Annotated in this window: 23 protein-coding genes; 10 read left to right on the forward strand and 13 right to left on the reverse strand. The window is 38.5% G+C overall.

From position 1 onward, the window contains the following. Positions 1–11: 11 nt before the first annotated feature. The 3 genes from yidC to HNQ82_RS08485 are packed head-to-tail and all read right to left on the reverse strand — an operon-like array spanning position 12 to position 1400. Positions 12–758, reverse strand: coding sequence for a membrane protein insertase YidC (gene yidC / locus HNQ82_RS08475; RefSeq protein WP_183248815.1), 747 nt, complete (start codon positions 756–758; stop codon positions 12–14). Positions 759–786: 28 nt separating this feature from the next. After that, positions 787–1071, reverse strand: a complete 285-nt coding sequence (locus HNQ82_RS08480) for a hypothetical protein (protein WP_246348952.1) — start codon at positions 1069–1071, stop codon at positions 787–789. A 41-nt stretch (positions 1072–1112) separates the two neighbouring features. Beyond that, a complete protein-coding gene (locus HNQ82_RS08485; protein ID WP_004890703.1) occupies positions 1113–1400 on the reverse strand; it encodes a MerR family transcriptional regulator in 288 nt (95 codons plus the stop codon). Positions 1401–1588: 188 nt separating this feature from the next. Between HNQ82_RS08485 and HNQ82_RS08490 the strand changes: the two genes are divergently transcribed. Then, entirely contained in the window at positions 1589–1756 is a 168-nt protein-coding gene (locus HNQ82_RS08490; RefSeq protein WP_183248817.1) for a hypothetical protein, read from the forward strand. Then, positions 1737–1874, forward strand: coding sequence for a hypothetical protein (locus HNQ82_RS08495; protein WP_183248820.1), 138 nt, complete (start codon positions 1737–1739; stop codon positions 1872–1874). The genes HNQ82_RS08490 and HNQ82_RS08495 overlap by 20 nt, the downstream gene beginning before the upstream one ends. Before the next feature lie 25 nt (positions 1875–1899). On the opposite strand, the gene HNQ82_RS08500 is transcribed toward HNQ82_RS08495, so the two are convergent. The 3 genes from HNQ82_RS08500 to HNQ82_RS08510 all read right to left on the reverse strand — a co-directional run bounded on the left by HNQ82_RS08500 (position 1900) and on the right by HNQ82_RS08510 (position 4780). Next, complete coding sequence (locus HNQ82_RS08500) at positions 1900–2757, reverse strand: TIGR03943 family putative permease subunit (protein WP_183248822.1); 858 nt, start codon at positions 2755–2757, stop codon at positions 1900–1902. 12 nt (positions 2758–2769) lie between these two features. Further along, positions 2770–3747, reverse strand: coding sequence for a permease (locus HNQ82_RS08505; RefSeq protein ID WP_183248824.1), 978 nt, complete (start codon positions 3745–3747; stop codon positions 2770–2772). Between the two features lie 115 nt (positions 3748–3862). Then, a complete protein-coding gene (locus tag HNQ82_RS08510) occupies positions 3863–4780 on the reverse strand; it encodes a diacylglycerol/lipid kinase family protein (protein ID WP_183248826.1) in 918 nt (305 codons plus the stop codon). A gap of 300 nt (positions 4781–5080) precedes the next feature. Here HNQ82_RS08510 and HNQ82_RS08515 point away from each other — a divergent pair, with 300 nt between their 5' ends. Continuing rightward, positions 5081–5440, forward strand: coding sequence for a Na-translocating system protein MpsC family protein (locus HNQ82_RS08515; RefSeq protein ID WP_032099579.1), 360 nt, complete (start codon positions 5081–5083; stop codon positions 5438–5440). 115 nt (positions 5441–5555) lie between these two features. Beyond that, positions 5556–6545 carry a sodium-dependent bicarbonate transport family permease gene (locus HNQ82_RS08520; RefSeq protein ID WP_183248829.1) on the forward strand — a complete coding sequence of 330 codons (990 nt, stop codon included), beginning with the start codon at positions 5556–5558 and terminating at the stop codon, positions 6543–6545. 26 nt (positions 6546–6571) lie between these two features. Here the strand turns inward: HNQ82_RS08520 and HNQ82_RS08525 are convergent, their stop codons facing one another. Then, positions 6572–8257 carry a hypothetical protein gene (locus tag HNQ82_RS08525; RefSeq protein ID WP_183248831.1) on the reverse strand — a complete coding sequence of 562 codons (1686 nt, stop codon included), beginning with the start codon at positions 8255–8257 and terminating at the stop codon, positions 6572–6574. 121 nt (positions 8258–8378) lie between these two features. Between HNQ82_RS08525 and HNQ82_RS08530 the strand changes: the two genes are divergently transcribed. From HNQ82_RS08530 to HNQ82_RS08545, 4 genes are read left to right on the forward strand one after another with little or no spacing between them, the layout of a single operon-like run. Then, positions 8379–9497: an NAD(P)/FAD-dependent oxidoreductase gene (locus HNQ82_RS08530; protein ID WP_183248833.1), complete on the forward strand. Its 1119-nt coding sequence runs from the start codon at positions 8379–8381 to the stop codon at positions 9495–9497. A 38-nt stretch (positions 9498–9535) separates the two neighbouring features. Continuing rightward, positions 9536–10186 (forward strand): MtnX-like HAD-IB family phosphatase, encoded by a 651-nt coding sequence (locus HNQ82_RS08535; RefSeq protein WP_183248835.1) that lies wholly within the window; start codon positions 9536–9538, stop codon positions 10184–10186. Next, positions 10183–11220 carry an iron-containing alcohol dehydrogenase family protein gene (locus tag HNQ82_RS08540; protein WP_183248836.1) on the forward strand — a complete coding sequence of 346 codons (1038 nt, stop codon included), beginning with the start codon at positions 10183–10185 and terminating at the stop codon, positions 11218–11220. Before HNQ82_RS08535 ends, HNQ82_RS08540 begins: the two co-directional genes overlap by 4 nt. A 54-nt stretch (positions 11221–11274) precedes the next feature. Next, positions 11275–11529 carry a sigma-G-dependent sporulation-specific acid-soluble spore protein CsgA gene (locus HNQ82_RS08545; RefSeq protein ID WP_183248839.1) on the forward strand — a complete coding sequence of 85 codons (255 nt, stop codon included), beginning with the start codon at positions 11275–11277 and terminating at the stop codon, positions 11527–11529. A 28-nt stretch (positions 11530–11557) separates the two neighbouring features. Here the strand turns inward: HNQ82_RS08545 and HNQ82_RS08550 are convergent, their stop codons facing one another. Both HNQ82_RS08550 and HNQ82_RS08555 read right to left on the reverse strand, forming a co-directional pair. Then, positions 11558–12298 carry a YkgJ family cysteine cluster protein gene (locus tag HNQ82_RS08550; RefSeq protein ID WP_183248841.1) on the reverse strand — a complete coding sequence of 247 codons (741 nt, stop codon included), beginning with the start codon at positions 12296–12298 and terminating at the stop codon, positions 11558–11560. Between the two features lie 11 nt (positions 12299–12309). Next, positions 12310–12633 carry a YnfA family protein gene (locus tag HNQ82_RS08555; protein WP_183248843.1) on the reverse strand — a complete coding sequence of 108 codons (324 nt, stop codon included), beginning with the start codon at positions 12631–12633 and terminating at the stop codon, positions 12310–12312. 163 nt (positions 12634–12796) lie between these two features. On the opposite strand from HNQ82_RS08555, the gene HNQ82_RS08560 reads away from it, so the two are divergent. Next, entirely contained in the window at positions 12797–14110 is a 1314-nt protein-coding gene (locus HNQ82_RS08560; protein ID WP_183248844.1) for a c-type cytochrome, read from the forward strand. 18 nt (positions 14111–14128) lie between these two features. Beyond that, positions 14129–15172, forward strand: coding sequence for a cytochrome ubiquinol oxidase subunit I (locus tag HNQ82_RS08565; protein ID WP_183248846.1), 1044 nt, complete (start codon positions 14129–14131; stop codon positions 15170–15172). Positions 15173–15198: 26 nt separating this feature from the next. Here HNQ82_RS08565 and HNQ82_RS08570 read toward each other — a convergent pair whose 3' ends face one another. The 4 genes from HNQ82_RS08570 to HNQ82_RS08585 form a co-directional block, all read right to left on the reverse strand. Beyond that, positions 15199–15429: a thioredoxin family protein gene (locus tag HNQ82_RS08570; protein WP_183248849.1), complete on the reverse strand. Its 231-nt coding sequence runs from the start codon at positions 15427–15429 to the stop codon at positions 15199–15201. Between the two features lie 12 nt (positions 15430–15441). Continuing rightward, the gene (locus HNQ82_RS08575) at positions 15442–16389 is read right to left on the reverse strand and encodes a permease (RefSeq protein WP_183248851.1); all 948 of its coding nucleotides are present in this window, start codon (positions 16387–16389) and stop codon (positions 15442–15444) included. Then, on the reverse strand, positions 16382–16744 hold the full coding sequence (locus HNQ82_RS08580; protein ID WP_246348955.1) for an ArsR/SmtB family transcription factor: 363 nt from the start codon (positions 16742–16744) through the stop codon (positions 16382–16384). The genes HNQ82_RS08575 and HNQ82_RS08580 overlap by 8 nt, the downstream gene beginning before the upstream one ends. Positions 16745–16876: 132 nt before the next feature. Next, complete coding sequence (locus HNQ82_RS08585) at positions 16877–18592, reverse strand: sensor histidine kinase (protein ID WP_183248853.1); 1716 nt, start codon at positions 18590–18592, stop codon at positions 16877–16879. Between the last annotated feature and the right edge of the window lie 61 nt (positions 18593–18653).

Raw genomic sequence — 18653 nt, forward strand, 5'->3', positions numbered from 1 at the left:
TTGCGAGCAGGTTATTTAGCAACTTCTGTTTCATGTTTCTTCCATTGCGTACGCATCATGAGCGACTGAATAATCGAAAAACATCCACCAATGACCCAATATAGCGATAAAGCTGAAGGGACAGAACTTGCTCCTATAAAAATCATGACAGGCATCACATATGACATGATTTTCATTTGTGTCGCCGCTTCTGTTGTTGTGGCAGATGGAGATAAACGCATCGAAATAAAGGTCGTTAAACTTGCTAAGATGGGCATAATGAAATACGGATCACGATGACCCAGTTGCATCCATAAAAATGAATGTAGTTTAATTTCTTTCGTTCGCGAAATCGCGTAATACAACGACATAAAAATAGGCATTTGAATAAAAATCGGCAAGCAACCGCTCATTGGATTGACACCGTGTTTTTGGTATAGCTGCATCATTTCTTGTTGCAGCTTTCGTTGCACTTCCATATCCGTACCTTTATATTTTTGTTGAAGCTTTTGGATTTCTGGACGAATGCACTGCATCGTAATATTTGTCCGAAATTGTTTGATCATAAGCGGAAGCAATCCAAAGCGCACAATCATTGTCAACGCAATAATTGCAAGCCCGTAATTTTCTTGAAATGCGTGTCCAAGCATAAGCAGTAACTTGGACATCGGATAAACAAAATAATGGTCCCATATACCTTGACTATGTTCTGTAATCGGCACATTTCGATTACATGCACTTAACAATAATACAAAAAATAAAACGATCCATTTTCTCACGTTGTAAATCCTCCTTGTTTGTTATTTATTAACAAACAAGGAGCGACCTTCCTTCTTCATCACTCGCATGAGATCGTTCGTTTATTGGAATTTTTCGTTGTTGAAACATAATAAAACGAGTATGAAATAGTATATGTCTATATGCATCGCTTGGCTTTTTTGCACAACCGTTCTCATCGCATGCGACGAATCGTTCAACGAAGATCACATGATTAGCTTGTCGCGTCACATAACACGTCATCGCTACAACAAACACACTTAATAGCGATACATACGTAAACATGTCAAATGAAAACTCAATAAACATGCTCATAGCTCCCCTTCCTCTATCATTATAACACGGAGAGAAGAAAATTACATACGGGAACGAAAATGAGCATTGATTTGTCCTTTTCGCATCGTTTCACGAATTTCTTTCATCATTTCATAACGAATTTCTCTCGTTTGCACTCCTTCCTCACGTTTGTTTGCGATTTCAACAAGCCATTCAACATCAGCAAATGAATATTTTCTCGTCCCTTTGGATCGATCAGGAAAAATAAGTTGCCGTTCTTCATAATAACGAATTTGTCTCGGTGACAAACCTGTTAACTCACTAACAATACCAATGGAAATTACTTTTTTATGTTTATACGAATCCATCTCCATCCCCTCTTATATATGTTATTTTTTATAACACAATTATACACTATTTAAAGGGGTTTTACATATTTTTTTGTTATAAAAATTAACACTTCATCTTTTTGTGTTAGAAAAAGTAACAAAAAGAATGTTCGAAATAAAAAAGATGTATATAATGATCAGTAAAAAGAAGTGGAAGGGAGAGCAAGATGGGGAAACTACTGAAAACAGCCATGGAGCAAAAACAGTTTTATATTGACAAACTTATGAAAGCGGGAGAAATTAATGCATCTCAATTTCATCATTGGACAGTAGCTGAACTTCGCCGCAAATATGAACAATATGAGGAGAGAGCGTATGGAAAAGAAAGCAATTGATCTGGCTAAACAAATTATCGAACTCGATTTACAGCGAGATGCAATGTTTGAACAACTCCTAGAACTTCTCGGCGATCGGGCTCATGAGATATTGAGATTTATACAAAACAAGTATTAAAGGCTCTTGTCACTAGCAAGAGCCTTTAATACTCATATACGTATGGCTGTTCTGGCTCATTCACAACGGTGACACTCGGCTTCGTGATTACAGGGACAAGCCACTGCCTGTACATCGTTTCATCAATTATTCCTTCAACTTTTACCCATGTGTCGTTTTCCCATTTCGCCGCCTGATCCGTTTTTACCAATATCCCATAAACGGTTGCATCAGCTACACAACAAGTTACTCCATACCGTGCAACAACGAACTCATTTGTAGCAAAATCACGCTCTCGAAATACAAACCCTGTAATTTTAATTCTTTTTCCAATCATATCATCAATTTGCTCATTGATGATATTTAATGTTGATACGTACTGATCGTCGGTTACAACAATTGTAGGTTTCTCTAATAAGTTTTTCTTTCGCTGTTCTTCTCTTTGCGCTTCTTTCGTATTTTCATCTTGCATAATGCTTTCAATTTGTTTATCAATATTTTCCATATAGCGTTCTGGATCTTCTAAAAATTGTTCAACGATCTGTTTATTTTCTTCTATTATTTCCCTTCCCCCTAGCTGCACTCCACGTTTAGCCGCAAGTGAACTATCTAATATATAGTTTGAAAACATAAAACCAATAAGCAAAGGAATAAAAAATAACCCGTACATTCGTATGCCTTGTCCAACTGTTTTTGGAGCATAATGCCTATCTTCACAATGATGATGACAACAGCCATTGTCTTCTTTTCTCCATATTTGTATACTTCCAAGTAATAAAAGTGTAAACGTTGCAAAGTAAATGAAGGGTAGCATTTTAGGAGCAATATAGTTTGTAACGTTCCCACTTAATAACAATTTAATAAACAATAAAGCATATCCGCACAATAAAACACCTCGAATCATTCCCTTCCTCCCTTATCCAATAAATTGAAACGTATAAACACTTACATATACAACAATCGTAACGATAACAATAAATCCGACAACGAAGATTCGTCGAAAATACGCAAGCATCATTAACGTATTTTTCAAATCAATCATCGGACCATATATTAAAAATGCTAACAAAGATGCTGAAGTAAATGTTGATGTAAACGATGCGGCAACAAATGCGTCCGCTTCTGAACAAAGAGAAAGCACATAAGCAAATCCCATCATCAAAGCTGGTCCAAGCATTTCATGTTGTCCAATTCCAACTAATATTTCACGATCAATCACGACTTGAAAGAAACTAGCGACAAATGCACCAATAATTAAGTAGCGCCCAACATCAAAAAACTCATCAACCGCATGAGCCAACGTCGCTGTAAATCGATGATTTTCATGATGATGTGCATGCTTAATTGATTTTTTTAAAGGTAAACGATTGCGAAAAACAATATAAATTATTAAACCGATGATAAGAGATGCAACAAATCCGATCCCCATTCGTCCATAAACGATAGATAGATTTGATGAAAACGCATAATACGTAGACGCAAATACAACAGGATTTAAAATTGGCGCTGTCACCATAATCACTACCCCGATATGAAGCGGCATGCCTTTTGAAATGAGCCGACGCACAACAGGAATAATAGCGCATTCACAAATCGGCAACAAAGCGCCAACAATCGCAGCAGGAATAAGCGCAACAATCGGACGTCTCGGAATCCATTTTTGCACCGTCTGTTCCGAAACAAATGTCTGAATAAGCGAAGAAGCAAATACACCTAATAAAATAAACGGAATAGCCTCCAACAAAATACTTAAAAAAATCGTCCCAACTTGCAAAGCAAATGCAGGAATATTGACCTCCCTAACAAGCAAATCACCGAACAAAAATAAAATGATGATGAATATAAAGATTGTCATTGCACTTAAATCATGTTTTTTTCCAAATATACTTTCCATGCCCAACCTCCTTAAAAGTAATGATTCCTATTTTCTTTATATGCCTGTCTATCTTTTAACATACACCTTTTTTCTTGTCAAAATAAAAACTCGAATAGATAAAAGTCCATTCGAGCTATCGAAACACACGTATTTGTTTATTTACTAAAATCGTGATTTCACCTTCCCCAATTTGTTCACCGTCAGCATGCAAAGGCAAAGACGCATGGCTGCGAATATGAATATACTTCCCTTGAAATATATGTACTTCCTTCATTTTGATGTGACCGCCCCAAAAAACCGTCACAAATAACCCGAGCAATTTCATTCTTGACACTCCATCGACAACGACAATATCAAAATGTTGATCATTTGCCTCTGCAAGCGGAGCAATTTTCATCCCCCCGCCATAATACGGGTGATTCGCCACAGTAACAAGCCATGCTCTCGAAAACGCATATTGTTTTTGATCAACAGTCAATTGAACGGCTGTTGGTTGATATGTAAAAAGTTCCTTTAATAAATAAAAAACGTAAACAAACTTCCCTAAATATAATCGATTTAAAATATGTTTCCATTTTGATGCATTCACTTTTCTTGAAATATGTGCATCAAATCCACAACCGACATTGTTAACAAAAACACCTCTTTTTGTGCCTTGAAAAACTCCGATATCATACAAATTATCTCGCTTATGTTCTATGCTTGATAACATATGACCAAACGCTTTGTTCCATTTTGTTGACAGTTTGATCCCGCGAGCAAAATCGTTTCCTGTCCCAGCGGGGATATATCCGACAGCCACATGATCATACATCGCAACACCATTCATCACTTCATGGATCGTTCCATCCCCACCAACAGCAATTAATATAAACGGTTCATGTTTTTGTTCAGCGAATTGTTGCGCTAGTTTCGTTCCATCTCCCTGTTTTTGTGTAAATACAACATGATAATCAATATGACGACGTTGAAGCCTTTGTTCTATTTTACACCATATTTTTTTACACTTTCCATTTTTAGCGGAAGGATTTACAATAAAATATAATACCAAGCCTTCTCCCCCATTCCCTATTTCACCCTTTCCTTTTATTCTAACACGGCATATACATGTATGACATCAATCTTTTCCCTTGACATAATTTTTGAAGCCTTATACAATTAAAAACAAATTGTTGCACCGAACGATTGATAGCAAGCTCGTTTTATTGTTTTGCCTTAGCGTTTTTGACATGATAGCATGGCGAAAACGAAAGGGCCGATGGCGAAACGAGTTAGGCTAAAAATACATCGGTATGTTTCACTTCGTCTATACGTGAGGCATGCCGTTTTTTGTTTCTAAAGGGGGGTCATTGTGAAAACAAAAGGGGAACTAGAGGATCAAATTAGTCGGGCTCTCACCCAATGGGAAAAAGAATATCTAGGCCGCGGTCCACTCTCTGTAAAAACAGATATTTTGCGAAACATGGTTATCGTGCAGTTACGCGGCATTTTAACTCCTGCTGAAAAAGTATTGTGTGAAACAAAGGAAGGGATGTTGTCCATTAAACGCATCCGTTCAGATTTAATTGAGTCAGGTAGTGAACAGTTAAAACAAATGATTTATACATTAACAGGGAAACAAGTAACAAGTATGCATACAGATATTAGTACAAAAACTGGAGAGCGAATGATCGTCTTTTTGTTACAAGAACCAATCGATATACAAGGTTGATCTTTTAAAGGCCCATTGTGGTCAGTAAAAGATAAGCCGGAAATATTTTTCGACCCGATCGAAAAATGTTTCTGGCTTTTTTGTTGAATAAGAGAAATAGAAGGAGAGGATTGTCATGCAAGAAATGATTATCAACAACTTAACATCACCAGCTATTTTATTTTTTATCCTCGGTATTATTGCGGCGCTCGTCAAATCAGATTTAAAATTACCAACGGGATTAAATGAGTCGTTAAGCATTTATTTGTTAATTGCCATCGGTATGAAAGGCGGCATTGAACTTGCGGAACATTCTTTTCGTGAGCTTATTCGCCCATTAGTTGGGACATTATCTCTCGGTATTATCATCCCGATCATTACGTTTGCGGTTTGTCGTCGTCTCGGCATTGATCGTAAAAATGCAACAGGCATTGCAGCAACGTATGGATCAGTCAGTATCGTTACATTTGGTGCCGCTCTTGCTTTTGTCGAACAAGCAAATATTTCGTATGAAAGCTATATGAACGCATTTGTCGTCTTATTAGAGAGTCCCGCAATCATCGTGTCGCTCGTCATATTGAAGTTGCTAGAAAACCGCTCGTATAAGCAAGAAGTGGTATATCGCTTCTCTGCTACATCGGTATACGGACCAATTATTAAGGAAGGGTTATTCGGAAAAAGCGTGTTTTTAATGGTCGGCAGCCTTCTCGTCGGATTAGTTGGTGGAGATCGTGCCCTTACGATTGTTAAACCTTTATTTATTGATTTATATCCGAGTGTGCTCGTCCTTTTTTTACTTGGAATGGGACTAACAGCTGGAAATCAGCTTGCAGCTGTCCGGAAGTATGGAATAAAATTGCTCGCCTTAGGGATTTTCCTACCACCTATATACGGATTTTTAGGTGTTGTCATCGGCTATTATTCAGGGCTATCTTTCGGAGGAACGATTTTACTTAGCGTGCTTGCCGCAAGTGCCTCTTACATTGCAGCTCCAGCCGCGATGCGTGCATCTGTCCCAGAAGCCAACCCCGCCATTTATCTCGGTATGGCACTTGGACTTACGTTTCCATTCAACTTAACGATCGGTATGCCATTATATTACGAAATGGCGAAATGGTTTTATTAAAAAAGCAAGGGCAGCCCCTTGCTTTTTTATTTTTGAATATGCGGTGGTTGTTGTAAATGAGCTGTTGCATAACGAAGAAGAAGCGCAAACTGCTCTTCGTTTATGTCATCTTTCGGAAAAGCCAGCCGCTCATGGTGATCGTCATATACAACAATATGTTCGCTTTTTCGCGGAAATATGCGATAACGATTTGTACGCCGTTCAAAAGTAACTTGTTTTATTTGATGAAGCGGAACTTCCCACATCCCCCAGCGATCAGCATATACCAACTTTTTTGTTGTTAGTACAATTTTCCTATTTCTTTTTCTCCAATCATTAATAATAAAAAACGTTCCTAGTACCGTTAACAAAAAAGACAGCGTATATAAAAATGTACTTTTTGCTTCCAAAGCCATTAGCCAGCGCGAACAAATAAACAAACTCAATACAGCGTAAGATAAAATATTTGTCCAACGAAATGTCCACTGTTGCCGAAATAACGTATGTTCTGTTTGTTGCTCTTGCTTGATTTGCTCAACAAAATACTTTTTATGTTCCTCAATCGAATATTGTTGAAGCAGAATAAATGGAACATACGTATATTCAAACATACTTCTCCTATCTTGACTTTGAACATACACCCCGACCCACGCCACATACTTTTCTTGCTCATCAACATAAGAAAGAAAATAATAGCGAACTTTTTCGTTATGCTCATTTTCCATCTCAATATGATCGATCATTTCTATATCGTTTGGGACAACGTTATATTTATGAGTTAATACATAAAACAAATGGCTTTTTGCAAAATGATTGAGCTTATTTACTTCCATCGGAAACAGCTGCTTTTTTCCGATCCGCTCCATTTCTTCATACAATAAACTTGCACTTTCCATATTATTTGCGCATGCTAAAAGGACATCGTCAGCAACAGTCAGGCGATGTTGCAAAGCTGCCACGATCGCTCGTGCTTGAATGATCGGATCACGAAACGATAAAGCTTCTTGCAACAATGTTGCGATTTCCTCGTTAAAATAAAACTCCATTAAAGAAAGGCATACGTGCATATCAGCTCGAATAGATAAGTAGTTTTCTTTCCAAAACCGGAAAACAAACATCGGACTATAATCAGCATCATATGGCGCATACATTTTTTTCGTTTGGCGATAATGTCGAATAAGTATGGAAACAATTTCGTCCTGCTGCAAATGACAAGCTACTCCTTCACGATGTAAGTGAAGCAATAACCAACAAAAAAGATCTGACGGTAAATAAGCATAATCGCGATCAATAAGCTTTTTAATGACATTCAGTCGATGGCGAAGCTGCTCCCACGGAATTGAAAATGTTTGCTGTTGCAACTCGCTATGAACAATATGATATAATGCCTCATCATATTGTTCATCCCCTAACTCGCATACATATCGAAACGCTATTTCTTTCGCTGCAGGACTGAAGCGCGCAAAATGTTCGAGGATATTTGGAACAAACTGTGCACTTACAAAATATAACGCAAACTGCAGCACATGATAGCTCGGATCATCCCACTCATCAACAGGATCTGGAAACACCTCTGTTGCATACGCAATCATTTTTCGAATAAAAGCAGGTTGAAGTTCTATTTCTTCTTCTGACAATTGTTCAAGTGCACATAAAGCTTGATATCGCCTTTGTGGATCATGATGTTTTAAATCGCGCATGATTTGCTTTAGTTGTAAATCAACAGCTGCCAATCTATACACCCCAATGACATCATTTGTTAGCTTTTTTATATTTTATAACGAGAAATGATTAGCGACAATATAAAGATTATGCTATTGTTAATGTTGCAAAATGAAAAAGAAGGTGTGAACGATGAATCGTTATATCGTCATTGGTGCTGGAATTGTTGGCGCTTCTATTGCCTTTCATCTAGCAAAAGAAAAAATACACGTCATTTTAATCGATCGCGAAGATCAAGGACAAGCAACGAAAGCAGCAGCAGGAATTATTTGCCCATGGACATCGCAACGGCGAAATAAAAAATGGTACGCTCTCGCAAAAGGAGGAGCGGCATTTTATCCACAGTTGATTGAACAATTACAAGCATACGGTCACCAAACAGGGTATAAACGTGTCGGGGCAATTTGCTTACATCATGATTTTGATAAATTACAAAGTATGGAAGAACGCGTGTATAAACGACGGGAAGAAGCTCCTGAAATTGGAGAAATTACTCGCTTGTCTCCAAAAGAAGTAAAAGCACGATTTCCTGTGTTAAGTAGCGAGTATGAAGCGTTATATGTGAGCGGAGCGGCCCGAGTGGATGGGCAAGCGTTGCGACGTTCTCTTATTCATGCCGCTATCCACTTAGGGGCAACATATATAAAAGGAAGTGCCACCCTTTTGCACGAAAATGGGCAAGTCATTGGTGCCATGGTAGCAAACGATCGTTATGAAGCGGATGCAGTCATTGTTGCAGCAGGTGTTTGGGCAAAATCATTACTTTTGCCACTAGGTATTGATTTTCTCATCACACCACAGCGAGCGCAAATTGTCCACCTACAGCACCCTGAACAGCATACCGATCATTGGCCTGTCGTCATGCCACCAAACAATCAATATTTACTTGCCTTTCCAAACGGAAAAATAGTTGTTGGAGCTACACATGAAGACGGTGTTGGCATTGACTGTCGTGTGACTGCCGGTGGGTTATACGAAGTGTTACATAAAGCATTAACCATCGCTCCTCACTTAGCGGATTGGACTCATGCGGAAACACGCGTTGGCTTCCGTCCCCACGCACCGAACTTTTTGCCCGTATTTGGTGCAGTACCACAAATCGAAGGACTTTATGTGGCAAATGGGCTTGGTGCATCCGGCTTGACTGCCGGTCCATATGTTGGGGCGGAGCTTACGAAAATCATTCTTGGACAACCTGCTTCATTACAACAAAACGACTATGATGTTGCCCAAGCCATTCAATTTCTTTAATAAATGCATATAATAACAACAAAAACGGAGGTTCACTAATGAACAAATGGGCTTTTGTTTCTGATTTTGACGGAACAATCTCGAATAAAGACTTTTACTGGATTGTCATCAAGAAATATTTTCCAGAAGGTGAGCAATTATTCCAACAATGGCGTGCCGGAAAAATAAAAGATATCGACTTTCTAAGCACCGTATTTACATCCATTCATCAAGATGAAGAAAAAATCATTGAAGATATTCACCATATTCCGATTGATGAAACAGTCTTACCTTTTATCAAACGCGTCCAACAAAGCAAAGGTGATTTTTATGTATTAAGCGCCGGAACTGATTACTATATCCGGCACATTTTTAAAAAATATGATATACGTGGCGTTGATATTTTTTCTAACGAAGGCTATTATCATGACAAAAATATTCATATGCGCATCGACCCGAATCATATTCATTATTCCGAACGATACGGTATTGATAAATCAAGTGTCATTCGTACATTAAAACAGACGTATGAAACGGTTTATTTTATCGGTGATAGTGAACCCGATGTTCACGCAGCAAAAGTAGCCGATGTAACGTTTGCGAAAGGCACTTTACAATCATTGTTGCGCGAACAACATATTTCTTTTGTTCCTGTGGACACGTTTGCAGATGTTGAACGTTATTTACAAGAAAAAGGTGTATTAATATGAATATTCCCATTCCATCCATTCTTGAAATTGGCGAAGGTGTCATTTCACGTATAGACGAAATGATGCGAACGTATCGTTTTTCAAAAGCTGTTATATTGTTTGACGATTTCACTTACCAAACGTACGAACAAGAGATGAAACGTGCGATGTTGTCGATCTCCGTTCATACGTTTTGTTTACCACCACAGCTTGACATTGTTGACATTATGAAAAAAGCGTTTGAACTTCCTCATTGTGATGTGATGATGGCGATGGGGGGCGGAGCGGTCATTGACTGCGGCAAATATATGGCATTTTTACGACAAGTGCCGTTTATTAGCATTCCGACGTCCGCATCGAATGATGGGTTTGCAAGCACAAACTGTTCGTTGCTTGTTCACGGTAAAAAAACAACCGTTCCCGCCAAAGTACCGTTCGGCATTTTAGCTGACTTAAACATCATTCAGCAAGCGCCTGGGCGATTTATTTTAGCGGGCGTGGGCGATTTAATGTCCAACATTACAGCGCTGTACGACTGGGAGTTCGAACAAAGCCACGGAGTTAGTCGCGTGAACGCTTTTGCTGCGATGATTAGCAAAAAAGCAGTCAATAGCTTTATTCGAACGCCAATGCAAAATATTAAGCATCCTATTTTTCTAAAAGAATTAATCAGCTCCTTAACCATGAGTGGCATCTCAACTGTCATCAGCGGGAATAGTGCACCGATTAGTGGATCTGAGCATTTAATCTCTCATGCACTTGATAAAATCGGTTCATCGCCACATATGCACGGCATTCAAGTTGGGATCGCTACGTATATCATGGCTCACGTCCAACAGCATCGAGCTGAACGCATCACAAAAGTGTTTACACGGACCGGATTTTTTGACTACGTCAAAACATTACAACTAAATAAGGAAGAGTATCGCCAGGCCATCAACATTGCACCAACGATCAAGCCAAATCGTTATACGTATATTCACGATGAACAATATCGAAAGCGTGCAATCGAACTTCTTGATAAAGACCCTATTTTACAAGAGATTTTTACATAGCACACATATTTCATTGCGAAACCGCCTACCCTACTGTTTGAGGAGGTGGTGCGGTTGAATCAAACGTTAGCGTATTTACGCGAAACATTAGCAAACTATGCTGACCGTCATCACGCGGTAGCCATTCATTTATACAAAAAATTAATAAGTAAACCGTACAAAAATGAAGAACAATTCGTCCGTGATTTATCACAAAAAGAAGCAGCATTTTTAGATCGCATGTTGCGCCAAGAAATGAAATATGCAAAAGAAGAACAAGACGATGTTCGCGTCCATCATTTAAATGAAATATATGAGCAACTCATTTAAACAAAAAGGTCTTGCGCCCATTTAAGCGCTAGACCTTTTTATTTGTTTCATCAATAAAAAAACGAAACAAATAGTCCATGGCAAACAAATCGTCTGGATAGTCGATACCAACATCTTCTCCTTCGTAGACGAGCATTTGAATTAAATCATGAAGCGCTTCTATATAAAACTCATATAAAAATTCATAACTAAACGGTTCGTCAGGCATATAAGATTCGGCACATACGTTTGGGGAACAGTAGTTTAAATACGTACGACATGGTATGGGTCTTACTTCATAAACAAAACATGTATTTGTTTCACGATTTAAAAATATACATGGCAATTGTTCTTTCATGTATATTTCTTTAAAACGCTGATCTTCTGTAAAATCTAACATGTTCACTCGCTTTATTTTATCAGCATAATGTTCACCATACCATTGTATATGTTGATTAATCCGCTCCTGTTCCTGTTTAGGTAGCTCAGCAATTTTCATCATGATCCATTTTGCTTCTGCTCTCGTTGTAATGATTGGAAAGTAACAACAGTATGCACATCCTTTTGTGCAAGTTGGACGAATATTTACTTTGCGCTCAATCGTATGAATGTGCTCATCAACAAGAAAAAGCAATTTTTTAAAGGCTAAGAACATAAACTCCTTCCCGTTTTCTCCTTCGTACCGTTCCAACCACGTATCGACTGCATCAACAAACGCTTGTCCATTCGGCATATGCTTTTCATTAATTTGTTTACAAACTCGTACAATTTGTTCATATGTTAAAGGCATGTTGCCCCCCCTTACTGTCTCGGTGCCCAAAGCATGACTGCCACACCGACTAAACATATAACGCCTCCAATCCAATCATACAAATCTGGCGTTTTTTTGTCGATCCCCCATCCCCATAGCAAAGATAAAATAATAAAAACCCCTCCATATGCCGCATATACTCGCCCGAAAGATGGAAACGACTGAAACGTCGCAATGACACCGTATAACGCTAAACATATTCCGCCAGTAATTCCGTACATAAATGGCTTTCCTTCACGCAACCAAAGCCATATAAGATAACCTCCACCGATTTCTGCAAGACCAGCTAATAAAAATAAAATAATTGCGCACATCCATTTTCTCCTTTCTATCTCTCGTATGAATAGTTGGATTGTATTATGAACTGTCACAAAATCGCAATACTTTTCGAAAACATTTCTCACAAAATAATCATTTGTACTTCAAAAATGGTTGTTATAGTGAAAACGGATAAAAAATGAAGGGAGTTGAATGAAAGTGGATTTTCCTATTGTAGAATTTCCGTGGTTTGGGAACGGAAATATTGTTGCACTGATCGCAATTATTCACGTCCTTATTAGCCATGGGGTAGCGATCGGTGCAACAGCTATCGTCGTATCAACAGAGTATTACGCCATGCAAACAAAAAATGCAAAACTTGATCAACTAGCAAAGCAGCTAACGAAATGGATTGTCATCATTACAACAACGGTTGGGGCGATGACTGGAGTTGGTATTTGGCTATCGACTATGGTCATTCAACCGGATTCGATTGGCTCTTTGTTGCGCATTTTTTTCTGGGCGTGGGTAACAGAATGGGTCATCTTTATCGGTGAAGTTGTACTGCTCCTTATTTACTACTACACGTGGGAGAAATGGAAAGAAGGAAAGGAAAAACAAAAACATTTGAACATCGGGATCGCGCTTGTCGTATTTTCATGGCTTACGATGGCGATCATCACCGGCATTTTAGCAGCAAAGCTTACACCAGGTCGTTGGGTCGAAACGCTTTCGTTTTGGAACGCTTTTTTTAACCCGACATACTTACCTTCATTAGCGTTTCGAACATTTTTAGCCGTTACGCTGACGATTTCGTTATTTACAATTTTTGTGCGTATATTCGTTAAAGATGAGGACGTTCGCCTGTCGCTCTTTCGTATTTTCTCTGTTTGGGGAGCGATTTCGCTACCAGCAACATTTATTTTTGGGCTCTGGTATTTAAAATCGATTCCAGAACAGGCAGCAAAGTTAATTGTTTGGTCAACGGGCTTACCTGAACAAACATTTAACGTATTAAACTTTATTGCGTTTGGGCTTATTGTCGTTTTTCTCAGTTGGCTTGTCATTCGTCCAAAAAAACTACCTGTCGTACTTGCTTTAGGAATGTTTATTTCAGCAATCGGCTTTATTGGTGAATTTGAGGTCGTTCGTGAATCGATTCGCAAGCCGTACATTATTTACAACTATATGTACGTCAACGGCATCACTGCTGCTAAAGCGGAAGCGATGAATCGAGACGGCTATTTAGCTCACTCAACGATCGCCAAAGTGAAAACAATTACAGAGGAAAACAAAATCGAAGCTGGTCGTGAAATTTACGAAGGACAATGTTTAGCTTGTCATACGATCGACGGCTGGCGTTCGAAACGAGCGCTTGCTAACCGCCTACAAGGCTGGCCACAAAAAAGCATCGAATCGTTTATTCCGACGATGCATCAAGTTCGTCCGATGATGCCGCCGTTCGTCGGAACGAAAGAAGAAGTGGAAGCGCTTGCGGCTTATTTATACAAAGTGGTTAACGAACAAAATTAGAAAGGAGTGGCGACACATATGCATATATTACAATTAGCCATCCCGCCTGATTTCCCTTTACCAATACCAGGTAACTTATCATTACTTGAGTTTTTGATCGTATTGACGTTTATTCTTCACATTGTATTTGTTAATTTTACACTATCGTTTGCAACTGGGGCGGTCGCTCTTGAAGGTGCGGGAATTGTAAAAAAATCGAAACGGTTGGATGATATGGCGCGTATTTGTTCGTTTCACGCTTCCATCCATAAAAGTATTGCGGTCGTACTCGGCGTTGCCCCTCTTTTAATCATTAGCGTCATTTATACGCAATATTTTTACACGTCGACGTTGCTAATCGGAAAAGCGTGGCTCAGCATTATCATCTTGTTAATTACTGCCTTTCTCCTTTTGTATTTATATAAATTTTCATGGGAAAAATGGGAGAACAAAAAAGGATTGCACTTTTTCGTCGGTCTTGTTGCATCCGTTATTTTGCTGTTTATTCCATTGATTTTTATCGTTAATATTGTTTCGATGTTGTATCCAGAAAAATGGGCAAGTGCGAACGGGTTTTTCCATAGTCTCATTCATTATCCACAAATTTGGCAACGATATGCTCACTTTATTTTAGCAAGCTTAGCTGCTGGTGGATTTTATATGTATTTTTACTTCGCATGGAAGCAAAAGAAACAGCCGTTATCTGACGTCGAGCAATCGTTAAAAATGGGCGGAGTGAAAGTGACGTTTTGGATCACGTTGCTACAATTATTGTTCGGCTCTTTATTGCTCATATCGTTCCGCCGCGATATCATGCTTTTGTTTATGGGCGACGATTTGTTGTTAACAGTTTTATTACTTGTATCAATTTTATTGACGATCATCTTATGTGGGCTTTTATATATTGTGACGAAAAAAGATACACCAAATGTATTTTATGCATCGGTCATTTGTTTCGTTCTCATCGTTGCACTGATGGGCTGGATGCGCCATGAAGTGCGGGAATCATATTTGCAATCTTACATGGACGAACATCCGCGAACGTTAGACGTGCAAAAAGAAAACGTACAACCGATAAAGTAAAGAGGGCGGAAACAAGCGCCCTCCTTTTATTTCAACAATCCTTTTATTTCGTCAACAGATAACAGTTTTCCTGCCGATACAACTTTTTCATTTACTACAAGTGCAGGCGTGCTCATTACTCCATAGCTCATAATTTTTGCGATGTCCTCTACTTTTTCTACTTGTGCATCTACTTGTAATTGCGCAAGCGTCATTCGCACGTTTTGTTCAAGTTCTCGGCATTTTTTGCATCCTGTTCCTAACACTTTAATAATCATGTTCTCATCCTCCTACAATATCGCATTAAATATATAGCCAATGGCAATAATGCCAACGGTTGCAATAAGGACAAATATACCAATAAGCTGCGGTTTCATCACTTTGCGAAGCAACACCATCTCTGGAAACGACAGTGCTGTCATCGCCATCATAAAGGAAAGTGCTGTTCCAGGCGCCATCCCTTTCCCCATTAACGCTTCAATCATTGGAAGTGAACCAACTGCATTCGAGTACAGTGGCACACCAAGAATGACCGCCACTGGGACAGCAAATATGCTTTCTTTTCCAGCATAACGAATGAGTAAATCTTCCGGAACGTATCCATGAATCCATGCTCCGATTCCGATTCCAATCAGCAAAAATACCCATATTTTTTTTACCGTATCCGTGACATTCGCTTTCGCATAAGCGAGTCGCTCACGCATAGTCATTTGTTGAACGACAGATTGTCCTAATTTAATATTAAACACGTATGATTCAATGTATTTCTCTAAGTTTAATTTTCCAATTATCAAACCAGCAACAATCGCCAATAACACACCGAACAAAACGTATAAAACGGCAATTTTCCATCCAAAAATTGAAAATAACATAACGAGTGACACTTCATTGACAATCGGCGACGAAATTAAAAAGGTAAATGTGACCCCAAGTGGAATCCCGGCTTCAACAAACCCGATAAAAAGCGGAACGGTTGAGCACGAACAAAATGGCGATACGACGCCAAGTAAGGCTGCTAACACACTTGCAGCTCCTTTTTTCTTCCCGCTAATCCACTGCTTTACTTTTTCAGGTGGAAAAAAGCTACGGACAAACGAAATAACGAATACCATAACAGACAATAAAGCGATAATTTTTAGCGTATCATAAATGAAAAAATGAAGTGCCCCACCAAGTTTTGACGTGATTGATAAACCGAACACATCTTTAACTAACCAATCTGCAAACGCTTTAAACACGAACATCTCTTCTTTCTTGAATAAGCGACATGACCGCCTCTCGATTTAGCCGATAAATCGTAAATTTTCCTTGCTTATATACATGGACTACTTTTCCCCGTTCAAGTAATTTCAAATGATGTGTAACGGTTGATGGAGGTAGCTGCAACCCTGCTGTAATTTCACACATACATAAATCTGTATGCATTAACATGCCAACAATACGTAAACGTGTTTCATCACCGAGCGCTTTAAACAATTGCGCACGGTCTTTGATAAGCTGATCATCCTGAAGAAAAGGAAAAGTTCGCTTCGCTTTTTCAATCACGTCGTTTATTTCGCTTTCATCTTTCAATTGCCAATCCTTTTTCATCATTCGTTCACTCTCCTCCCCTTTATTATAAAACTATTTTTCTAGTTTTATAGTTTTAATTTGTGAACATTTTTTGCTGTTTTTTAACCACTTTTTATATGAATAGAAAAAGGTATCCGTTACAGACACCTTTTCCTATTCTTCTTTTCGTCCAATCGGCAAGCTGATGACAAACGTCGTTCCGTTCTCCGAACTATCATGAAGCGCGATCGTTCCGCCATGGTTTTCAATAATTCGTTTCACAATCGTTAATCCTAAGCCTGTGCCCGATGATTTCGTCGTCATAAACGGTTCAAAAATCGTCTTTTGCATCTCTTTTGGAATTCCGCGGCCGGAGTCGTAAATATACATATTGTACGTCCCCTCATTGACATCGGAATACATGCAAATCGTGCCGTTTTCTTCAATAGCTTCGATGCTGTTATGGAGCAAATTGTATAACACTTGCATCATTTGTTTGGGATCGATCCATAACAGAACCCGATCCAGACGAACGTGAACAGCGATTTTTTTTGTTTCACATGTGTGCTGCAGCAAAGAAAGAAGATCTTGAACGATCGTTTCCATGTACGTCTCTTTTAACATCGGTGCGCTCGGCTTTGCAATAAGAAGCATATCTTCGACAATCGCATTAATGCGGTCAATTTCTTTTAATAAAAGCGGAATGTGGTATTGTTCGCGCTCATTTTCCGCTAAATTTTCGTTCATAAACGCTAAAAAGCCATGAATGACCGTAAGCGGATTGCGAATTTCATGCGCTGCTTTCGCCGCCATTTCTCCCATTAATGCAAGCTTCTCTGACTGATGCATGCGTCTAGCAAGCTGTTCTGTTTCGGTAATATCAAGAAAAAAAACAATGCGTCCAATCGGTTCTTTATGTGGAATAATCAATTCTGTTTGTGAAACTAAATACTCTCTTTTCTCTTCACCCAGGTTGTATGATATTTTTACTTGTCGGAAAGATTCATCCGATTTAAATAACCCCCAAAACAAACTATTTTCCCCAGATCCCTCCCGAATTTTTTCTTTTATCCTTTTTTGATCTAAGCCGAGTAATGACATCGCTGATTGGTTAATAAAATGCTCTAAACAGTCTTTATCAGTTGTAATAACTCCAATCGGTAACGAATTAAGTAATTGCTCAATATATGCCTTATCATCTGCTAGCCTCTCGTATAAGTGAGAGTATTGTCTAAAAACAGCTGAAAGTAGTAGCATAATAAACGTATATAAAAGCAAACCAAATATAGGATCAAAAACGAAAAGAATAGCTAGAATGAGTGAAGCAGTTAATTCTACTGTATAAATATATATTAATTCTTTTACGGTATTTAAAAGTAATAAGCGAAACTCGGTAGATGAGCGCAACGAAAAATATATAGTCATAAGCAATACGTTTGAAACAAAAAAGGCAACAAAACAAGCAACATAACCTACAAGATAGTGAATGGAAACTTCTCCAACAACACCTCCGAAAACTATATAAACATAATAGCTTACAGAAATCATTATTGTGTAAACAGCAAAATTAAATACATGGTTCCACCATGACGTTTTTCTTGGATACCAAAAATACATCACAAGACTACTTATTAGGAATATAATTAAAGAAAAGTGCAATCCGTAAGTAAAAAGTAAAGCTAAATAAACAGAAGACTCTAACGTGAAAGCATTACCATTCGGTGGTAAATATATCACATATCTACTGAGCAAAACCGCTGAACCAGCAAATAACAATAACAACAACCATTGTTGTTCTACATGCACATCCGAAAATGGCCATATATAGAGAAATAATGCACATCCAATCAAAGAGATGAGCGTCACATATAGCGTAAATAATCGTTTCATAAAATGTATTCACCTATCATGTACAGTTTTGACTCTATCATTCTATTGTAAACAACAATGA

The sequence above is a fragment of the Anoxybacillus tengchongensis genome, from assembly GCF_014201585.1.
Classification (GTDB): domain Bacteria; phylum Bacillota; class Bacilli; order Bacillales; family Anoxybacillaceae; genus Anoxybacillus; species Anoxybacillus tengchongensis.